Below are 17,112 nucleotides of genomic sequence, written 5' to 3' on the forward strand. Positions count from 1 at the left end.
TTGTTGCTCACCGTGCCGAACCAGCTCGGCGTCGCCTACAATGCCCATGTGATCGAGGCCATTCTGAAGCATGTCGCCCCGGCGCTTGGGTGGCGCTGATGGCGGGAACGGTCAGCCTCACCGGTCTGCGCCGATTCCTGGATCTTCAGCAGCAGCGCGACTGGATGCAGGGCCAGACGGTCCTGTCCGACGCCGACGAGCGCTCGGAATCCCTCGAACTGCGCTTCAAATATCTCACGCGGTTCGAGAAGCTGCTGCGCCGGCCGCAGGCGCAGCAGGTCCTTGATATCATCAGGGATTACGGTCAGCACTGCATCCCGATCCCGCGCCGGACCGAGCGGCATTACTGGTCGGTGTCCTGTCTGCCGTCGACCCCGGGCAAGGCGCTCATTCGCGTCAATGCCAGCTGGATGGAGCTTTTCTCGCTCTATGCGGATGGCGAGGGCATCCGCGCGCTCTTTCTGGTGCATCTTTCCGATTTCACCACGGACCATTCGCTCGATCCGGGCCGCGTGGACGAAGCTTTCCTCGCGCGCTGCGTCACGACGCCGGAAGACGTCAGCTATGTGCTTCCCCGCGGCGAGGACATTTTCGGCATCAAGGTCCGCGGCGTCGCCTCGATCAGCAAAGTCCTCGGCGCGCCCCGCACGTTGCGGGCCATCAGGGCGTTCAACCTGACACACATGAACCGGGGGCGGAACGCCTATCAGGCGAGCCACTGCTACAGCCTGGCTGATCATATGCTGAGTGGTCATGTCGGCTGAGCGAGGACAGTTCACGCCACCGGTTCGGTCAGCTCCGCATTGCCGACGACAACCCTGCCGCGCTTGATGATGGTACGGTCGGCGGAATTACGGTAGTATTGAAGGCAGCCAGTCTCGCTCAATTCAAATCGCACGCCTCGCGGATTGCCGGTTCAAGTGGGGCAAGAGTGGTTACCTCAATCGAGCGGGCGACTTCACCGATGCCGACATAGAGCATTCGGCCCTTGAACATGGCTTCGACGAGGTCGCGAGCGGGTTTGTCGACCAGGGCCCCGAACGACCGTGAGGCCACCCAGGTGACCCGAACAATCGGGTCCAGGTCAAGCCGATAGGCGCCAGGCTGGATCTCCTTGTCGGGAAGTGTCGGCACTCCGAAGCCGACGAGCATCATCAAACCATTGGTCGGATCGCAACTGATGGAAGCAATCACATCATGCTGCTTTGTGAGGACACTAAATTCGCGGCCGGCGCCGAGCGGTAAGCGACGATCTGTCCTCACCTGCCAGGATGATAGGTCTTGAGCGCCGACCGGAGGTGTCAACGCGATCAAGAAGAACAGCCAGGCGAAACGCTTCATTTTCGATCTCGGAGTTTTGGATTGACGTGCTTGGAGGGACGAATGGGATTGTGGCAATGGGTACTCATTGCCGGTATGGGTTTATGGAGGCAGGCGCTTCGGCTGTTGGCGGAACTTGAGCCCTCCACCAACAAAGCTCTCGATCGAGGCGTCGTCACTTCAGGATTTCGCGTTTTTGAATCTCGAATTCGTCCTGGGTCAGGACACCGTTGTCGCGCAGCTTTTGCAGCCGTTCGAGGGCATCGATGACGGAGCCTTGCCGATCGCGGGGCGGCGCCACGATCGCCGGGCTGCTGAACTGGGCAGTCCTGTAGCCACGCTCGCGGCCGAATTCGGCCTCTCCGAACGCATCTCCCGTATTGCGTATGCCGAGGCCGGTTGCCGATCCGACAAGGGGGTCGGCGAAGGTCTTGTTGGCCGGATAGACCGCCCAGACCAGTGCCGCGACCCAAAGGACGAGGGTCCAGCCGCCGGCAATGTTGAGAACGCAGATGACCCAGCGATAGTCATGCTCGCGGGAGAACGCCACTATGGTCGGAATGAAATAGAGGCTGACGGCGATGACGAGAAGCAGGATGACAAGCCCGTCCATTGACCGATTCCCCTAAAGCGTCGTGCCGGCCAGGCGGGAGGCCCACGATTCCTCGGGCCGGACAGGTGCACCAGACCAGTCGCGCCATGGCCAAAGGCCGTTCTCGTCGACGCTCATTTCGCCCCCACAATTTTCGCGCATTAGACAGTACGGCACCGGTTGCCGTCCACCGTTGCGTGCCGGAATTGCGGTGACAAATACTTCCTGTCCCGTTTTGCGGAGCCGCCAGTCCCCTCCCTCAAAACCGCGTGCGCAATTCCGGCAAGTGGATAGGGTCCTGTTTCCAGGCGAACCGGCGCGGGAACGGGACATGTCGATCAGCTTCCAGAAAATGCACGCGAATGGCGACGATTTCGTCATTGTCGACCTGCGCGGCCAGGCCAACATCATCGATCGGCACGTGGCCAGGCGGCTGGGCGATCGAAATCGCGGGATAGGGTTCAATCAACTCGCGGTCATCTCGGATTGTGACGACGCGGCGGCGCGGCTGGCGTTCTGGAATCCCGATGGTTCCACGCTGGATGCCTGCGGCAGCGCCACCCGCGGCGTTGCCTGGACGCTGTTGCAGGGCACCAACTCTTCGTCCGTCGTGCTCAGGACCAATCGCGGGCTTCTCAGCTGTTCGAAGGACGGGGATGGCCTCATCTCGGTCGATATGGGCAAGCCGCTGGTGGATTGGCGCGATGTGCCGATCGCCCAGGCGGTGGATACGCTCAGCTTGCCTCTGCCCGGTGATCCCGCCGCTTGCAGCATGGGCAATCCCCATTGCACCTTCTTCGTCGATGATGCGGAAGCCGTCGACGTCGCGGCGATCGGCGCGGCGATCGAGGTTCATCCCCTGTTCCCGCAGAAGACCAATGTTCATTTCGTTCAGGTCATCAGCCCGACGCGCATCCGGCTGCGCATCTGGGAACGGGGTGGTGGAGTTCCACTTGGTTCGGGCTCATGCTCCTGCGGTGCGGCCGTGAATGGAATGCGGCGCGGTCTGCTCGGCCATTCCGTCGAGGTCGATTGCGATGGCGGGCGGGTGACCGTCACCTGGGACGGCATCGGGGGTGTCTTCCTCAAAGGACCCGTCGAACCGAGTTTCAGCGGCGTCTGGCCGGCGGTCCCCGAGAGACACTGACGCGGCGCGCCGCGCGCCGGCGCGCGACATCGTGGTTCCGACAACGGGCGTGAGGGGAAGGGCGGTCTCACCGAGGCAGCCGGCACGGTGACTGCGTGGGCCAGACCTTGGCACCGAGACAGGCAAACGGGAGTGACAGTGGCGGATGGCTGCCGCCTCAATCCCCCTTGGCGTGGACCGCGTGGGAAAAGGTGCCGCGCACTTTCCCGATGGGCTCGCAGTCACAGACCTTCTCTTCGGATATCGAACCAGGCGCGCGGGCCACGGTCGTGCCTGCGACGAAAGTCCCAAGGGAAGCGTCGAGGCCTTCGCTCATAGGGACCCGAAGGGCCAGCCGGTTCAGGTTGCGCCATCGCGCAGATGCTGTTCCAGACCGGCTGACGGTGCCGGCATCGCTTGTAGGTGGTGAGCATGACGATGGCGGCGCAGCCGATGGCGTTCACCCCGAACACCGCCGCCACGACGAAATCTTCGAGCGCCCCGAGGGCATAGATCACCGTCGCGATATTGGCCGCGGTGAATACGATCCATGTCCACAGCGATACCGCGCTGGCGCGACCCGGATCGCGGTAAATGCTTAGGATTTGCGGCCAGTACGCGATCGCCCGGGCAATGTTCAGGGCCACAAAGATCGTGAGCGCGTAGGGTAGATCCGACGACGTGTGCATCCGGCAAGCCCTGGTCCCTCAGTGTGTCCGGCAGGCCGGGCAGGTGAGGTTTTTGACAAATATCGGACGTCGCCGCGTCATCGAAACCGACGATGCCGTCACGAATAAGGAGCATGCTGTCGCAGCCTGCGGATCGGCGGCGTCGCGTTCTGGAACAGGCGGAGAAGGTCGGACTGCCGCACGGTGCTGGTCTTGGAATAGATGCGCTGCAAGTGGGTGCGGATGGTCGGCTCGCCGATATTGAGCATGTCGGCGGCTTCCTTTCCGCCAAGTCCCTGCGCCAGCGCCAGCAGCACGCGCAGTTCGCCGCCGGTCAGCCCGTAGAGCCTGGCGAAGGCCTCGCCCGGCAGCGGCGGGACCTCGACCGGGTCCTTCATGAACAGCGCGACCGATGCGGCGAAGGGCGCGACAATGTCGTGGCGCTGGCCCTGCGACATCGGCAGGAGTGTCGCGATATAGCCGGGCCCGCCATGGGCATCCGGGATCGCCAGGGAATGTTCGCGCATCGTCTTGTCGATGTCGTCACCTGCCGCCTCGTCTATGGCCTTCGACAGCGCCGCCCGTGTCGCGAGATCGATGGGAGAAACCCGGCTGTTCACAATGCGAATGGAATTGCCGGTCTTGACCTGGCGCTCGGCCGCCGCGTTCATATAGACCACCCGACCGTCCCGTGCCGCGAGGTAGACACCCGAGGCCAGCCCATCGAGCGTCCTTTCAAGCATCTCCGAGCGATGCGTCCGGAAATCGAGCATATCGGTGATGGCGAGCACGCGGCAGACATGCGGGGACAGAAGCTTGAACAGGTTGATCTCACGCTCGCCGTAATGCGGGGCCTCATTGCCGCGGGAGGCATGCAGGGAGGCCATGCGCGCGCCGGTTCGCAATGCCGGAAACCACAGGATGTCCTGCAGTCCGAACGGCTTCAGCACGTGACGAAAGAACCGGCTTTCCGACAGGTCGTCCATCTCGACGGAGAGAGCCTTGACGTCGCCGAGAGTGGCGACGACATCCGATGCCGCCATCGGACTTTCCGCGTAGTTCTGTCCAAGCGTCTCCAGAAATCGCTGCTGATATCCAAACACGAACAGCCGGTCGTTGTGCGTGTGCCGGAGATCGTGAACGCAGATCCCGCCTGCCGTGCTGTCGCACAGGCCGGCGATCTTTCGGCAAGTATCCGGCCATCGCTTGGGATCGAGCGCGCAGTCATAGATCGCGCCGATGGTGTCGCTGAGTGCCAGGGCCGAGACACCATCCAGACCGATCACGTTGCATTCTTTCCCAACCGAGGGGGGCGGACCTTGTCCGCCGGAAAGCCATGGCCCGACCGGACGAACCGGGCGATACACCATGTAAGGGGGCATTATGTTCTTGAGGTTCAAGTAGAAATCGACGCAACATCAATGATTGAGACACGGCGTCAAGAAACTGATCTCCAGTGTCGGATTTGCCGGGCACGCCGCCCGCGGCAGGCCGTGCTAGGAATGTTCCAGCGGGTGGGGCAGCGCGATGGGCAAGATCAAAGCGAAGAATTCGCCGGCGAATCTCCCCGCAGGTCCGCCCGCGACGGACAAGGGCGATGAGGGCCCGTCGCCCAGGCTGCAGGGCTTCGACAACAACCCGCAGGGCGCATTCGGCCCACAGTTCTGGCAAGGCTTCCGCGATACCATCGCGCATATCTATACGCTGTCATTGCCCGACCCGTCCGAGGAAGCGCGCTTCACCGTTTCCAGCCGCACCTATCCCACGCCTCGCGCGATCCTCATGCGTTCCCAGGGAACAGCATTCGTCATGACACGCGGGCCCGCGCTGGTCGCCCGCAGCCCCGACCAGTTGCTGATCTATCTCGAGCTCGAAGGCGCGTGCGACAATGACTGGGCCGGACGGCGCGGACGCGTCGAGGCGGGCGATGTCCAGATCGTCGATTATGCGCGGCCGTTCCACAGTGTGACGACCGACTACGCAAATCTGATCGTCGTTCTCGCCCGCGCGAGCGCGCCCGCGGCGCTGCTGGCCATGGAGCCGCACGGTCTGGTCTTTCGGCGCGGGAGCGGCGCGGCGCGTCTGATCGGCGCAGCGATGCAGGAGCTTTTTGCCCAGGCCGACGATCTGACGATCAGCGAAGCCGAGGCGGCGATCGAGGGCATCGTGGCGCTGACGACGGCCTATGCGCGCACAAAGCTGGCGAGCGATGAAGCGAACCACGTGAAGTCGAGAAGAAAGGCCGCGCTCGACTATATCGACGCGCATCTCGCGAATGCGCAGCTCGGACCCGGCGAAATCGCCGATGCGGCGCATCTCTCGCGCGCGTCGCTCTACCGGCTCCTGGCGGCCGAAGGCGGCATTCGCGCCGTCCTGTTGCAGCGCCGGCTCGACCAGGCCCTGCGGCTCCTGCTGGCCGACAACAGGGATGAGTATTCGCTGACGGATGTCGCCAGGCGCTGCGGTTTTGCCGGCGCCAGTCAGTTCAGCCGCGCGTTCCGCGCCCGCTTCGGTTTGCCGCCACGACAATACCGCGCGCTCGTCCGCCAGCAGGACCGCGATTGGCACGAAACGCGGCTCATCGCCGATGGCTTCGACCGGGATTCCCTGCGCTTGCGGCACCAGGGTGTGGGCGGGTCGAAACAGGCCGGTCTTCCCGATTGAGCACAGCCGAAACTGCGATCCACGGCTGACCGGGCAGCACCCCATGTGTGAGACTACCGGATGCACGCACCTTTCAGAGGGCCTGAATGCGTCTTTCTTCGGGATTTCGCGCCGGAACCACCAATCTTTACCTCTCCCCGGCGGGGAGAGGTCGGCCGCATAGCGAGTGCGAACGCATCTCGCGTTCGCTCGATGCTATGAGGCCGGGAGAGGGCGATTTGTAGTTTCAGAACAAAGCGTTCCGCGTTTCATGTGGTGACCTCTCGTCAAGCGCCTCGCCCCTCTCCCGACCACTCGCTACGCTCGCAGTCGACCTCTCCCCGCCGGGGAGAGGTATGAGCAATGGTTCCGGCGCGAACCTCGAAGGTCGGAAAGACGTCGCCTAACGCACTGAAAAGACGCAGATTTCTGTGTTGTGTGAATCCGGTAGATGGGTGAGACAGGCGAATGAGCGTGGCAGGGGCGATCGGAAGCTGAATGCCCGGCAAGCCATGGACGTCCACAGGCCGTTTGCCGCCCTGGTTCAAGCAGGCGGCGATGCCGCGGGCCGGCGCCGGAATGGCGGCGCGCCGGGAGCCTGTCGCGTCACGATCACGACAGGTCGGCCTCGACGATCGGCAGGTCTTGTGGCGCCTGCTCGTGAAGGAGCCGGGCCGGCGCCATGATGGCGGCAGCCGGCGGGACGCGCATGCCGGCGTCGGAGGCACTCGGGGCGATCAGCCCGTTGCCCCAGAACAGGGTCGTCGCGAACAGAATGCCGGCGGCGAAATATCCGAATTGAGACATGACAGATCTCCGGCTCTTGGTGCGATGCAGCAGGTTCGAGATGTCCCGTCCTGAAAGCTCGAAATGCGAGCTTGCCAGCCTCTTTCCGGAGGGAACGCGAAGGCGATGCACGGCTGAGGAGCGGGGCCCGTCGTCACGCGATGGCCGCGGATCGGCCGGGAGCCGGCCGCCGACATGGGCAAAGGCGCAGCGCGTCGAACACTGCGCGGCGCCGCCCGGAAAGATGCGGCGTCACGGTCGTTGCAGGCGCGCGGATGCGGCAGTTCCGAGATCGAGAAGAATGCTTTCATACAGCGCGAGCCCCTCGCCGACGCGGCCGTCGAAGCAGGCCAGGCGGGCGTCCAGCATCGTCAGACCGGCCTTGCCCAATTGGTCCGAGGGCCGGTCGTCGGCGATCCCATGATGCTCGATCGCAGTCGTGACGACGATGTCCTTCAATGCGCATTCCCGGGCGAGATGTCTCGCCGGTGCTTCGGCCATCGCACTGATGGTCATTGCCAGGGTCGCGACGAGGACGAGCACCGGCGATGGATGGCGTTGCAGAATTTTCGGACATGCAAAGGTTCCAACAGCCATCGCGCTTCTCCTTGCCGTGGGTTCATCCGGCCAAGCCTCGGCATGGCGACATGAGGCCAAATCTCCGGGCCGATCCGGACAGATGCGGGATGTTAGGCAGTCGCCCGCGGCCGCCGCGTCATCGGAACCAATGATGCGGTTGCTTTTCGATGCTCCGCCTCGCGGCCAGGCCGCGCGGGTTTGCCGGTCATGGCCATGGGCGGCGTCCAGCCATTTCCGGCCGTCCGGCAGGGCGGCTCGAAACGGCCGGGCATGCGGCCGGCCGCGGCTGTCGAAGCCCGATTGCGAAGGGCGGTTCGGCGCCAGGGATCGGCAACGGGGATCAGCGCCGGCCGGTTCGGGTGAGCAGCGCGCCTATCGCCCGCCAGATGTCGCGATAACAGGCGGCGCGCAGGTCGCGGGCGCGTTCCTCATGGAATGCGACGAGCTCAGGTCTGATCAGTCGCCGCGTATGGGGCGAAAATAGCGCCGATACCACGTAGGTCGGGGCCGCAATCGCGTCGCCGCGCAAGAAATGATCGGGATTTTCCAGGCAATGGAAGTGCGTATCGACCTTCCTTGCAGGCGATGGCCGCGGTTCCCCGGCTCCTGCCGCGACCAGCGGTAGCGCATCGGCACGGGTTTGCATGGCAATCTCCGGGATCGGCGATGCACGATGCTAGGCGGTGCACGGCGGCCGGCGCGTCATTGGAACCAATGATGCGCTTGCCCGTCATGGTGGCCCGGTTAGCCGTCATGGCCGGCCGGCGTCGCCGGCTCCGCGACGTGCGCGTCGGCTTGTCGCCGCCTCTGTCCTGGCGCCGCGGGAGATGTTCATGCCGCATGCGGGAGCGGGGGATCACCACCGCCGGTCCATGCCTTGGCCGTGGCACCGGGTCCTGTGCGGCGGGACGGAATGCGGAGACAAGCCGATGGTTGTCCCAGCTATCCGGAAGGCGACAAAGCCGCTTCGATCTCGCGGTAGGCCTCCGGATTTTTCGCGCGCTCGGCGGCGATGAAGGCGGCGTGCCGCTGCGCGAAAGCGGCGACCTCCTTCAGCGTTTCCGGATAGGGCTCGTTCAGGCTCCAGAACAGGAAGCCGTGCCGGACCAGGGCTTCGACCTTCTTCCATTGCTTTTCGTCGGAACGCTTCGGCGGCTTGAACTTGCGGGTCAGGCCGATGCTCGGGCCGCCGCATTCGGGGCAGGGCAGCACGGCCTCGGTCCGGCTGGCGCGCTTGAAGCTCTTCCGGCAGCGAAAGCAAGCGTAGTGGTGGAGGTAGCTCGACTGGACAGATCCGCCCTTCTGGGCCGGAGGAGGCGAGATCGCGTTCGTCATTGCATCAGTCTAGCGGCCTCGTGCGGATCCGCAAATCGGCCCGTTCGCCGGCCGATGTCTTTTCACGCCGGGCAGGATCGACACCGAGCGCATCACGAAGATCCGGAACAGGTCGATGCGATCCAAGGGAGGCTCGGCGGGATTGTTCGAATTCTCTGACAAGTGATGTCAGGATAGCTGCCTTTATGATGGGCCTGTAGACGATATCCTGCGTCCCTCATGGCGGTCACGAGGTGGCCGCCACGCACCCCAGGGAGGCCGGCGCCATGACCGATCACAACATCAAGGGCAAGACCGTTCTCATCGCCGGCGGCGCCAAGAACCTCGGTGGCCTGCTCGCTCGCGATCTCGCCCGGCACGGGGCGAAGGCGGTGGCGATCCACTACAATACCAGCGCGACCAGGGCGGCCGCGGATGAGACCGTGGCGGCCGTCAAGGCCTCCGGCGCCCAAGCCGCCGCGTTCCAGGCGGACCTGACCACGGCCGGCGCGGTCGAGAAGCTCTTCGCCGACACCGTCGCCGCCATCGGCAAGCCTGATATCGCCATCAATACCGTCGGCAAGGTGCTGAAGAAGCCGTTCGTCGAGATCACCGAGGCCGAATATGACGAAATGACCGCGGTAAACTCCAAGTCGGCTTTCTTCTTCCTCAAGGAGGCCGGCAGGCACGTCAACGACAACGGCAAGATCTGCACGCTCGTGACCTCGCTGCTCGGCGCCTACACACCCTTTTATGCGGCCTATGCAGGCACGAAGGCGCCGGTCGAGCACTTCACCCGCGCGGCCTCCAAGGAATTCGGCGAGCGCGGCATCTCGGTGACGGCGATCGGCCCGGGGCCGATGGACACACCCTTCTTCTATCCGGCCGAGGGTACGGATGCCGTCGCCTATCACAAGACGGCGGCGGCCCTGTCGCGGTTCACCAGGACGGGCCTGACCGATATCGAGGACATTGTTCCCTTCATCCGCTTCCTCGTCTCGGATGGCTGGTGGATGACCGGCCAGACCATTCTCGTCAACGGCGGCTACACCACCAAGTAGGCCGGCGCGCCGTCGCGGCGATTCCAGCATCGCACGCGATGTCTTTCCGGCCGGATCGGCCACGGCCTCGAGAACAATTTCAACCTGCCTTCCTGAGCAAAGGGGCCTGGGCCATGCACATGGCAATGGTGATCGCCGGCGGCATCGTGCTGCTCGGCCTGTTTCTTCTGTTTGGAAAGCTCTGGGGAGGCGATGATGCGAACCTGGCCTTCGCCGCCAAGATTTTCCTGCCGGTCTGGCTCGCCATGTCGCTGACCAATATGTGGATCGGCGTGGCGAGGGCCGGCTACTCGGTGCGGGAGGAACTGCCGATCCTCCTCGTCGTCTTCGCCCTGCCGGCCATCATCGCAGGCATCGCGGTCTGGCGCCTGGCGAAATGACGAGGACGCCATGACCGCCCAATCCGCTCACGACCATGCGCTGCTCCGCCGCCGTGACGGCCATCATGCCCGCGTCACCTTCGAGGAACTGTTCTTCGATCTCGTCTATGTCTTCGCGGTCACCCAACTCAGCCATGAGCTGCTGCATGACCTGAGCTTCACAGGCGTCGTCGAGACTCTGATCCTGTGGTTCGCGGTATGGCTCGGCTGGCAATATACCTGCTGGGTCACCAACTGGTTCGATCCCGAGACGCCGCGCATCCGCGGTCTCATCTTCGCGGTCATGCTCGCCGGCCTCGTCATGGCGTCGGCCATTCCCGGGGCCTTCGGCGAACGCGGCCTGATCTTCGCCGGCGCCTATGTCGCGATCCAGGTCGGGCGCACCGCCTATCTCGCCTGGGAGCTCGGCCCCGATCACCCGCTGTCGGCAAACTATCGGCGCATGCTCGGCTGGCTGCTGATCTCGGCCACGTTCTGGATCGCGGGCGCCTTTGCCGAGCATTGGACACGGGCCGGCCTGTGGGCGGTCGCGGTGGCCTGCGAATATGTCTCGCCGATGTTCGGCTTCCAGCTCCCCGGCCTCGGCCGGTCGAAGACGCGCGACTGGACCATCGAAGGCGGCCATCTCGCCGAACGCTGCCAACTCTTCGTCATCGTCGCGCTCGGCGAAACGCTTCTCGCCACCGGCGCGACCATGGCGAAGGCGGCCAGCTGGGATGCCGCGATCCTGTCGGCGCTGCTCGCGACGTTTCTCGGCACGCTGGCCATGTGGTGGCTCTACTTCGGCACATCGAGCAAGGACGCGACCGAGACGATCACCCATTCCGACGACCCTGGCCGGATCGGCGCCTATTTCCACTACATTCACGCGATCCTTGTTGCCGGCATCATCGCCACGGCGGTCGGCAACGACCTGGTGCTGGCGCATCCTCACGACCCGCTGAAGACGCCCTACGCTCTGATCCTCTCGGCCGGCCCGGCGATCTATCTGCTCGGAAGCGCCGTCTACAAAAAGGCGGTCTACGGCGTGGTGCCGGCATCACACATTGCCGGCGTGGTGGCGCTATTGCTCCTGATCCCCATCGCCCAGGCCGCCGACCTGCTCGTCATGGGGTGGCTGACCACCGCCATCATGCTCGCCGTCAGCGTCCGGGAGGGACGGATGCTTCGAAAGCGGCGGCTTTCGCGCGATCCGCAGCAGGCGGCGCATTGAGACCGTGAACACCATGCCCAGGCTGCAAACGAAGATCATCGGTTCGCCGCCGCCAGCGTGCAGACAGGCGCGGCCCAGCGACATCCTGGCCTTCTGGCGCGGAGCGCCGGCCAAGTGGTTCGCCAGGGACGCCCGTTTCGATGCCGCGTTTCGAGACCGCTTCCTCGACCTGCACCTGGAGGTCGCGGCGCGGCGGCACGACGACTGGTTCGACACCGCCGAAGGTGCGCTGGCGCTCCTCATTCTCACCGACCAGTTTCCCCGCAACGCCTTTCGGGGCAACGGTCACATGTACGCCACCGATCCCCTCGCCAGGCACTACGCCCGGCAAGCCGACGCCGCCGGACATATGGATCGCGTCGAAATCGACTTGCGCCCGTTCTTCTGCCTGCCCTTCGCCCATTCGGAAGATCTCGTTGACCAGGACATCTCCGTCAGGCTCAACGCCAGGCTAGGTCAGCCGTGGCTGTCCCACGCCGAGGGGCACCGCGCCATCATTCGCCGCTTCGGCCGCTTCCCGCATCGCAATCCGATGCTGGGACGCGAGACGACGCCGGCGGAAGCGAGGTTCCTCCGGAGTGGAGGTTTCCGGGGATAGCGGCGGCTGATCGCGTTGTCGGGGCGACGTCGCCTCGCGCGGAGAAGGTGCGACGGACGCCATTTGGGGGCTTATTGTGTCAGGTTTTCTTGTCCTGCTCGCGCAGGCAGCGCTTTATTCCATCGTCATGGGGGCGATTTTCCTCAAGCGGAAGACGATCGGCATCGGCGTCTTCTACTGCCTCCTCGGCACCATGCATTTCCTCGAGACCTATCTGGCGGCCGTCTTCTTCATCGAGCTGCCCTTCGGGCTGATTTCGCCCGGCTCGACGGTCATGTTCGCCGGCAAGCTCGCCTTCTTCCTGCTGCTCTACATCAAGGAAGACGCCGAGGCGATGCGCCAGCCGATCTACGGCCTGCTGAGCGGCAACATCCTGACGATCGCGCTCGCGCTTATCCTGCGCTTCTACAGCGATCCTGCGAACCTGCCCGGCTACAACCCGGATCTGCGCTTCATCGACCAGATGGGCCTGCTGATGATCTGGGGCACGACCCTGCTCTTTGCCGACCTCGTCGTCCTCGTCATCGTCTATGAGCGACTGGGCGCGCTGGCGACAAAGACCATCACGGGCCGGATCTTCATCAGCCTTGCCGTCGTCCTGAGTTTCGACCAGTTGCTGTTCTTCGCCGGCCTGCACATGCTCGCGGCCGTGCCGACATTGGCCTTTTATGGCGGCTGGATCGCCAAGATCGGCGCGGCCGGTTTCTTCAGCCTCATGCTCGCCGCCTATTTGCGGTTCCTGGAGCGCGACGGTTCGCACGCCCCGGCGCAAGGCATGGCCGACATCTTCGACCGGCTGACCTACCGGCATCGCTACGAGAAGCTGGCCGAGCAGATCGGCAGGGATGCCTTGACCGGCCTGCAGGATCGCGGGCGGTTCGACGTGGCGGGGCCGGCCATGCTGCAGGCCGCCTTCCAGACGGACATGCCGGTCAGCCTGATGATGATCGATATCGACCACTTCAAGGCGATCAACGACAGGCACGGCCATGTCGAGGGAGACCAGGCGATTCGCGCGGTGGCCGCCACCATCGCCGCGGCCAAGCGCGAAGGCGACCAGCTTTTCCGCTATGGCGGGGAAGAATTCGCGCTGCTCTGCCCGCAAACGCCTCCGGGCGCCATGGTCTTGGCGGAGCGCGTTCGCGCTGCCGTGGCCAAGGGCGCCGCAACCGGATTGGCGCAACCTGTGACGATCAGCATCGGCATCGCGACTTTTCCGACGGATGCCCGAGACTTTCCAGGGCTCCTCCTGAAGGCCGATGCCGCGCTTTACGAAGCAAAGACGCTGGGACGAAACAGGGTCGTCAGCGCCTCCGCGGCGGGCTCGCGACCCGTGTCCGATCATCACCAGAGTAAGCCGAATTCACCGCCATGAGAGCCTTCGCCAAGGCCGATCGGACTGACGGTGAAACGCACCTCGATGCCCTTCTGCCTTGCCGGCTCGGATTGCCCCGACATTGCCGAACCGGACGGTGAATCCGCTCAGCCGGAGAGCGTTCAAAGGCGGTGATCGTGATGGTCACCGTGCGCGACCTTCCGGCGAATTCTTCGGCCGAGGCAAGCCGGAAGGCAGATTCCCCGGGATGGAACACGGCCCCGGCCCCTATCCGTCTTGTCCACCTGGCAAACCCTGCGTCAGGCATGGCAGGCTGACGCAAATGGCGAGGTGAGCAGCCAGAGGCCTCGCGCCAAGGGAATGCCATGGGATACGGCGTCTTCATTCACCGCTCGGATTCGATCTATGACGACAGCCCGGCTGAGCGATATCAGTTTCCGCGGCAATATCTCGGCCGGGTTCAGGCCTGTGTCGGCGATTGGATCGTCTATTACGAGCCGGCCAAGGTGCGCGGCACGCGCGGTTATTTCGCGATAGCGAAGGTCCAGCAGGTCATTGCCGATCCGGGCACGCCCGGCATGTATATCGCGGTCATCGCACCGGGAAGCTATCTCGACTTCGCCAGTCCCGTGCCGTTCAACGGTCCCGACGGCCTGGTCGAGCGCGGCCTGCTCAACGAACAGGGCGCGATTTCGGGCCGGGCCCAGGCGGCGGTCCGTCCGGTTTCCGCTGCCGATTTCAACCGCATCCTGGAGCGGGGGCTCGACGAGGGCGCGCCGCTGCTGCCGCGCGTCGACGATGCCGGCTCCGCCTTGTCGCTTCAGGAAGAGCCGGCGCCCTTCCTGTTCGAGCAGGAGCGGGACCGCGTCAGCTCCGTCACCTCCCGCATCGTCCGCGACCGCGTCTTCCGCCGGGTGGTGCTGCGCGCCTATGACGAACGCTGCGCCGTCACCGGGCTGAAGCTGATCAATGGCGGTGGCCGTGCGGAGGTCGCGGCGGCGCATATCCGGCCGGTCGAGGCCAATGGGCCCGATATCGTCAGCAATGGCATCGCGCTTTCCGGCACGGCGCATTGGATGTTCGATCGCGGGCTGATCAGCTTTGCCGACGACCTGGAAATCCTGGTGTCACGGCAGGTCAACGATCCCGACGGCGTGCGCGGCATCCTGAACAAGAGCGGCCGCGCGCTGAAACCGCGGCGGCTTTCGGACCAGCCCCATCCGCATTTCCTGCAATGGCATCGCGAGCACTGCTTCAAGCAGTGAAGCGGAAGGACGGCCGCGTACGGCGCCGCAAACCCACACTGCCGCCCGGTGGCCTGAGACGACCGGGCGGGCCGATGGGAGGGGCCTCGCATCCCCGTCAGGCGGCCCTGACGCGCTGGACGAAACTTTCGACCTGCTGCCGGAGCGCCGCGGCCTGGACCGCCAGATTGTTGGAGGCGCCGAGGATCTCGCCGGCCGCATCGCCGGTATCGGCGGCGGCGCGCTTCACGCCGGTGATATTGGCCGAGACTTCCTGGGTGCCGGCGGCGGCCTGCTGGACGTTCCGCGCGATCTCGTTGGTGGCGGCGCCCTGTTCCTCCATGGCCGCGGCGATGATGATCGAGACCTCGTCGACCTGGCGGATCGTCTCCGTCACCCGATTGATGACCCGGACCACCTCGTCGGTGGCGGCCTGCACGGCCGTGACCTGGCTGGAGATTTCGTCCGTCGCCTTGGCCGTCTGGGCCGCGAGGTTCTTCACCTCGGAGGCCACGACCGCGAAGCCCTTGCCGGCCTCCCCGGCGCGGGCCGCCTCGATCGTCGCGTTGAGGGCCAGCAGATTGGTCTGGGACGCGATGGTATTGATCAGCCCGATCACTTCGCCGATGCGCTGGGCCGCGCTCGACAGGCCGCCGACCACTTCGCCGGCCATGCGCGCCTGGCCCGCGGCCTCGGCCGAGGCCTTGGTCGAGGATGCGATCTGCGCGCCGATGTCGCGGATCGTGGCCGACAGCTCCTCGGCCGCCGCCGCCACCGTGCTGACATTGGTGGAAGCTTCCTCCGAAGCGGCCGAAACCGCCATGGACTGAAGGTTGGTCTCGCCGGCGGCCACCGACATGGCCGAGGCGCTCTGCTGCAATTGGGCCGCGGCGGCCGAAACGCTGTGGACCACACCCATCACTTCCGCCTCGAAGCTGTCCGACAGGGCGTGCATCGCCGCGCGCTTCTCGGCCTCCGCTCGCGCTTCCTGCGCGACCTTGTCGTCCTCCAGGCGCTTCACGTCGAGCGCGTTCTGCCTGAACACGGCCAGGGCCTCGGCCATGCGGCCGATCTCGTCGCGCCGCTCGGCGCCCCGGACGGTGACCGAGAGGTCGCCGGAGGCCATGGCGTTCATCGCCGCCGCCATATGATCGATCGGCCGCATGACCCGCGCGAGCAGCAGGCCGCCGGTGACCAGCAGGACCAGTCCGACCAGGCCCATCAGGATGGTGCTCAAGGTGCCGAGCCAGGCCGCCCGCGCATTGGCAACGGCCACGGCGCCGGCGGTCCGCTCGTCGAGCAGGGTGAAGAACGCGTCGACCGGCCGCATGATCTCGGCCTTGAGGCGATGATAGTCCGGCGAATGCAGCAGGTTGCGCGCAAGCTCCAGGTTCGGCTCGCCGCGCACCGTGAAGGCCCCGCTCGCATCGGCGAAGCGGCCCTTGACGGCGTTCATGGCGGTGAGTTCGAGCTTGACGAGATTGTTGGAAAGCCGCTCGGCCTGCGCCAGCTTCTGAAGCTCGGCCTCGGTGAAACCCGCCTCCCGCATCAAGGTGGTGAGCGGCCGCGCGATGCCGTCCGGCCGTGGTTTCACGCCATCGGCGGCCATGAAGTCCCAATAGATACGCTCGGGGTTCAGCGGGCGCGGTCGCTTGCCGTCGCGGATTTCGATGATGGCGTTATATTGCTCTTCATATCGCGCATCGCCGGTCACCGAATAGGCGCGGGCCAGTCGGGTCAGGTCATCGGACGACTGCCGCAGCTCGGACGCCAGAAGGAACGAGGTGTATCGGCTTTCCGTCGCCTGCTTCAATTCATCCGTCGTCGATTTGTACATGAACCAGACGACGGCCAGTCCGGCGATCGATGCGATGGTCACCGCGGACAGGATGGAGAACATCGCTTTCAGGGAGATCGTGGCCGATTTCGAATTTTTAGTCATCGTTTGGCTCGCAGAGGCGGGATGGGCGCTGGACGGCCGCGGGATCGGGCGTCGAGGTACTCGGGCACTGTCGCCGGCCAAATATTAGAAATGGTTAATATTATCGTTTCCGCTGATATTTCCGTCACTTCGATCGATCCGGGACAGAGCCGGCGGCGCTCTCGCCCGCCGCTGCCATGCCGATGCCGGTTCAGGGGTTTTCACATCGGCCGGATGCCGAGAGGGGAGGGCAACGGCGTATGGGCCCCTTGCTCTTCGCGTGACGATTGCGGCAACTCCGTCCCCGCCAGGTCCGCATGCCGCTCTCCCG

General features: G+C 64.9%; 18 protein-coding genes and 1 pseudogene. 10 read left to right on the top strand and 9 right to left on the bottom strand.

Translation table 11 applies throughout. The annotated features are described in order from the left end of the window. Together AC07WJ_RS35000 and AC07WJ_RS35005 are read left to right on the top strand one after the other, a co-directional pair. Window positions 1–99: pseudogene (locus tag AC07WJ_RS35000) on the top strand (flavin-dependent oxidoreductase); the annotation flags it as partial. Next, complete coding sequence (locus AC07WJ_RS35005; RefSeq protein ID WP_494939362.1) at window positions 99–764, top strand: hypothetical protein; 666 nt, start codon at window positions 99–101, stop codon at window positions 762–764. The pseudogene AC07WJ_RS35000 and the gene AC07WJ_RS35005, both read left to right, overlap by 1 nt. A gap of 118 nt (window positions 765–882) precedes the next feature. On the opposite strand, the gene AC07WJ_RS35010 is transcribed toward AC07WJ_RS35005, so the two are convergent. Together AC07WJ_RS35010 and AC07WJ_RS35015 are read right to left on the bottom strand one after the other, a co-directional pair. Then, window positions 883–1,341, bottom strand: coding sequence for a hypothetical protein (locus tag AC07WJ_RS35010; protein ID WP_494939363.1), 459 nt, complete (start codon window positions 1,339–1,341; stop codon window positions 883–885). A gap of 154 nt (window positions 1,342–1,495) precedes the next feature. After that, window positions 1,496–1,933 carry a superinfection immunity protein gene (locus AC07WJ_RS35015; protein ID WP_494939364.1) on the bottom strand — a complete coding sequence of 146 codons (438 nt, stop codon included), beginning with the start codon at window positions 1,931–1,933 and terminating at the stop codon, window positions 1,496–1,498. A gap of 310 nt (window positions 1,934–2,243) precedes the next feature. On the opposite strand from AC07WJ_RS35015, the gene dapF reads away from it, so the two are divergent. Next, window positions 2,244–3,059 carry a diaminopimelate epimerase gene (dapF, locus tag AC07WJ_RS35020; protein ID WP_494939365.1) on the top strand — a complete coding sequence of 272 codons (816 nt, stop codon included), beginning with the start codon at window positions 2,244–2,246 and terminating at the stop codon, window positions 3,057–3,059. Between the two features lie 221 nt (window positions 3,060–3,280). Here dapF and AC07WJ_RS35025 read toward each other — a convergent pair whose 3' ends face one another. Together AC07WJ_RS35025 and AC07WJ_RS35030 are read right to left on the bottom strand one after the other, a co-directional pair. Continuing rightward, on the bottom strand, window positions 3,281–3,727 hold the full coding sequence (locus AC07WJ_RS35025; RefSeq protein ID WP_494939366.1) for a hypothetical protein: 447 nt from the start codon (window positions 3,725–3,727) through the stop codon (window positions 3,281–3,283). 98 nt (window positions 3,728–3,825) lie between these two features. After that, window positions 3,826–4,992 carry a helix-turn-helix transcriptional regulator gene (locus AC07WJ_RS35030; RefSeq protein WP_494939367.1) on the bottom strand — a complete coding sequence of 389 codons (1,167 nt, stop codon included), beginning with the start codon at window positions 4,990–4,992 and terminating at the stop codon, window positions 3,826–3,828. Window positions 4,993–5,233: 241 nt separating this feature from the next. Between AC07WJ_RS35030 and AC07WJ_RS35035 the strand changes: the two genes are divergently transcribed. Further along, window positions 5,234–6,370 (top strand): helix-turn-helix domain-containing protein, encoded by a 1,137-nt coding sequence (locus AC07WJ_RS35035; RefSeq protein ID WP_494939368.1) that lies wholly within the window; start codon window positions 5,234–5,236, stop codon window positions 6,368–6,370. Window positions 6,371–6,961: 591 nt separating this feature from the next. Here the strand turns inward: AC07WJ_RS35035 and AC07WJ_RS35040 are convergent. The 4 genes from AC07WJ_RS35040 to AC07WJ_RS35055 form a co-directional block, all read right to left on the bottom strand. Further along, on the bottom strand, window positions 6,962–7,156 hold the full coding sequence (locus tag AC07WJ_RS35040) for a hypothetical protein (protein ID WP_494939369.1): 195 nt from the start codon (window positions 7,154–7,156) through the stop codon (window positions 6,962–6,964). 231 nt (window positions 7,157–7,387) lie between these two features. Beyond that, a complete protein-coding gene (locus AC07WJ_RS35045) occupies window positions 7,388–7,732 on the bottom strand; it encodes a hypothetical protein (protein WP_494939370.1) in 345 nt (114 codons plus the stop codon). A gap of 322 nt (window positions 7,733–8,054) precedes the next feature. Beyond that, window positions 8,055–8,360, bottom strand: a complete 306-nt coding sequence (locus AC07WJ_RS35050; RefSeq protein WP_494939371.1) for a hypothetical protein — start codon at window positions 8,358–8,360, stop codon at window positions 8,055–8,057. A 296-nt stretch (window positions 8,361–8,656) separates the two neighbouring features. Then, window positions 8,657–9,049: a hypothetical protein gene (locus AC07WJ_RS35055; protein WP_494939372.1), complete on the bottom strand. Its 393-nt coding sequence runs from the start codon at window positions 9,047–9,049 to the stop codon at window positions 8,657–8,659. 266 nt (window positions 9,050–9,315) lie between these two features. On the opposite strand from AC07WJ_RS35055, the gene AC07WJ_RS35060 reads away from it, so the two are divergent. The 6 genes from AC07WJ_RS35060 to AC07WJ_RS35085 all read left to right on the top strand — a co-directional run bounded on the left by AC07WJ_RS35060 (window position 9,316) and on the right by AC07WJ_RS35085 (window position 14,881). Next, a complete protein-coding gene (locus AC07WJ_RS35060) occupies window positions 9,316–10,089 on the top strand; it encodes an SDR family oxidoreductase (protein WP_494939373.1) in 774 nt (257 codons plus the stop codon). 125 nt (window positions 10,090–10,214) lie between these two features. Next, window positions 10,215–10,469, top strand: coding sequence for a hypothetical protein (locus tag AC07WJ_RS35065; RefSeq protein WP_494939374.1), 255 nt, complete (start codon window positions 10,215–10,217; stop codon window positions 10,467–10,469). Between the two features lie 10 nt (window positions 10,470–10,479). Continuing rightward, window positions 10,480–11,682, top strand: a complete 1,203-nt coding sequence (locus tag AC07WJ_RS35070; protein ID WP_494939375.1) for a low temperature requirement protein A — start codon at window positions 10,480–10,482, stop codon at window positions 11,680–11,682. Between the two features lie 13 nt (window positions 11,683–11,695). Beyond that, window positions 11,696–12,280, top strand: a complete 585-nt coding sequence (locus AC07WJ_RS35075; RefSeq protein ID WP_494939445.1) for a DUF924 family protein — start codon at window positions 11,696–11,698, stop codon at window positions 12,278–12,280. Window positions 12,281–12,356: 76 nt separating this feature from the next. Next, entirely contained in the window at window positions 12,357–13,655 is a 1,299-nt protein-coding gene (locus tag AC07WJ_RS35080; protein WP_494939376.1) for a GGDEF domain-containing protein, read from the top strand. Between the two features lie 326 nt (window positions 13,656–13,981). Continuing rightward, window positions 13,982–14,881, top strand: coding sequence for an HNH endonuclease (locus tag AC07WJ_RS35085; protein ID WP_494939377.1), 900 nt, complete (start codon window positions 13,982–13,984; stop codon window positions 14,879–14,881). A 97-nt stretch (window positions 14,882–14,978) separates the two neighbouring features. On the opposite strand, the gene AC07WJ_RS35090 is transcribed toward AC07WJ_RS35085, so the two are convergent. Further along, window positions 14,979–16,883: a methyl-accepting chemotaxis protein gene (locus AC07WJ_RS35090; protein WP_494939378.1), complete on the bottom strand. Its 1,905-nt coding sequence runs from the start codon at window positions 16,881–16,883 to the stop codon at window positions 14,979–14,981. Between the last annotated feature and the right edge of the window lie 229 nt (window positions 16,884–17,112).

It is taken from the genome of Phreatobacter sp. GW821-FHT04C01, assembly GCF_059420385.1.

What these genes read in the sequence shown, in the direction of transcription:
- AC07WJ_RS35005 (WP_494939362.1), top strand. Translation starts at nt 99, where the DNA reads ATGGCGGGAACGGTCAGCCTCACCGGTCTGCGCCGATTCCTGGATCTT.
- AC07WJ_RS35010 (WP_494939363.1), bottom strand. Translation starts at nt 1,341, where the DNA reads ATGAAGCGTTTCGCCTGGCTGTTCTTCTTGATCGCGTTGACACCTCCG.
- AC07WJ_RS35015 (WP_494939364.1), bottom strand. Translation starts at nt 1,933, where the DNA reads ATGGACGGGCTTGTCATCCTGCTTCTCGTCATCGCCGTCAGCCTCTAT.
- dapF (WP_494939365.1), top strand. Translation starts at nt 2,244, where the DNA reads ATGTCGATCAGCTTCCAGAAAATGCACGCGAATGGCGACGATTTCGTC.
- AC07WJ_RS35025 (WP_494939366.1), bottom strand. Translation starts at nt 3,727, where the DNA reads ATGCACACGTCGTCGGATCTACCCTACGCGCTCACGATCTTTGTGGCC.
- AC07WJ_RS35035 (WP_494939368.1), top strand. Translation starts at nt 5,234, where the DNA reads ATGGGCAAGATCAAAGCGAAGAATTCGCCGGCGAATCTCCCCGCAGGT.
- AC07WJ_RS35040 (WP_494939369.1), bottom strand. Translation starts at nt 7,156, where the DNA reads ATGTCTCAATTCGGATATTTCGCCGCCGGCATTCTGTTCGCGACGACC.
- AC07WJ_RS35045 (WP_494939370.1), bottom strand. Translation starts at nt 7,732, where the DNA reads ATGGCTGTTGGAACCTTTGCATGTCCGAAAATTCTGCAACGCCATCCA.
- AC07WJ_RS35050 (WP_494939371.1), bottom strand. Translation starts at nt 8,360, where the DNA reads ATGCAAACCCGTGCCGATGCGCTACCGCTGGTCGCGGCAGGAGCCGGG.
- AC07WJ_RS35055 (WP_494939372.1), bottom strand. Translation starts at nt 9,049, where the DNA reads ATGACGAACGCGATCTCGCCTCCTCCGGCCCAGAAGGGCGGATCTGTC.
- AC07WJ_RS35060 (WP_494939373.1), top strand. Translation starts at nt 9,316, where the DNA reads ATGACCGATCACAACATCAAGGGCAAGACCGTTCTCATCGCCGGCGGC.
- AC07WJ_RS35065 (WP_494939374.1), top strand. Translation starts at nt 10,215, where the DNA reads ATGGTGATCGCCGGCGGCATCGTGCTGCTCGGCCTGTTTCTTCTGTTT.
- AC07WJ_RS35070 (WP_494939375.1), top strand. Translation starts at nt 10,480, where the DNA reads ATGACCGCCCAATCCGCTCACGACCATGCGCTGCTCCGCCGCCGTGAC.
- AC07WJ_RS35075 (WP_494939445.1), top strand. Translation starts at nt 11,696, where the DNA reads ATGCCCAGGCTGCAAACGAAGATCATCGGTTCGCCGCCGCCAGCGTGC.
- AC07WJ_RS35085 (WP_494939377.1), top strand. Translation starts at nt 13,982, where the DNA reads ATGGGATACGGCGTCTTCATTCACCGCTCGGATTCGATCTATGACGAC.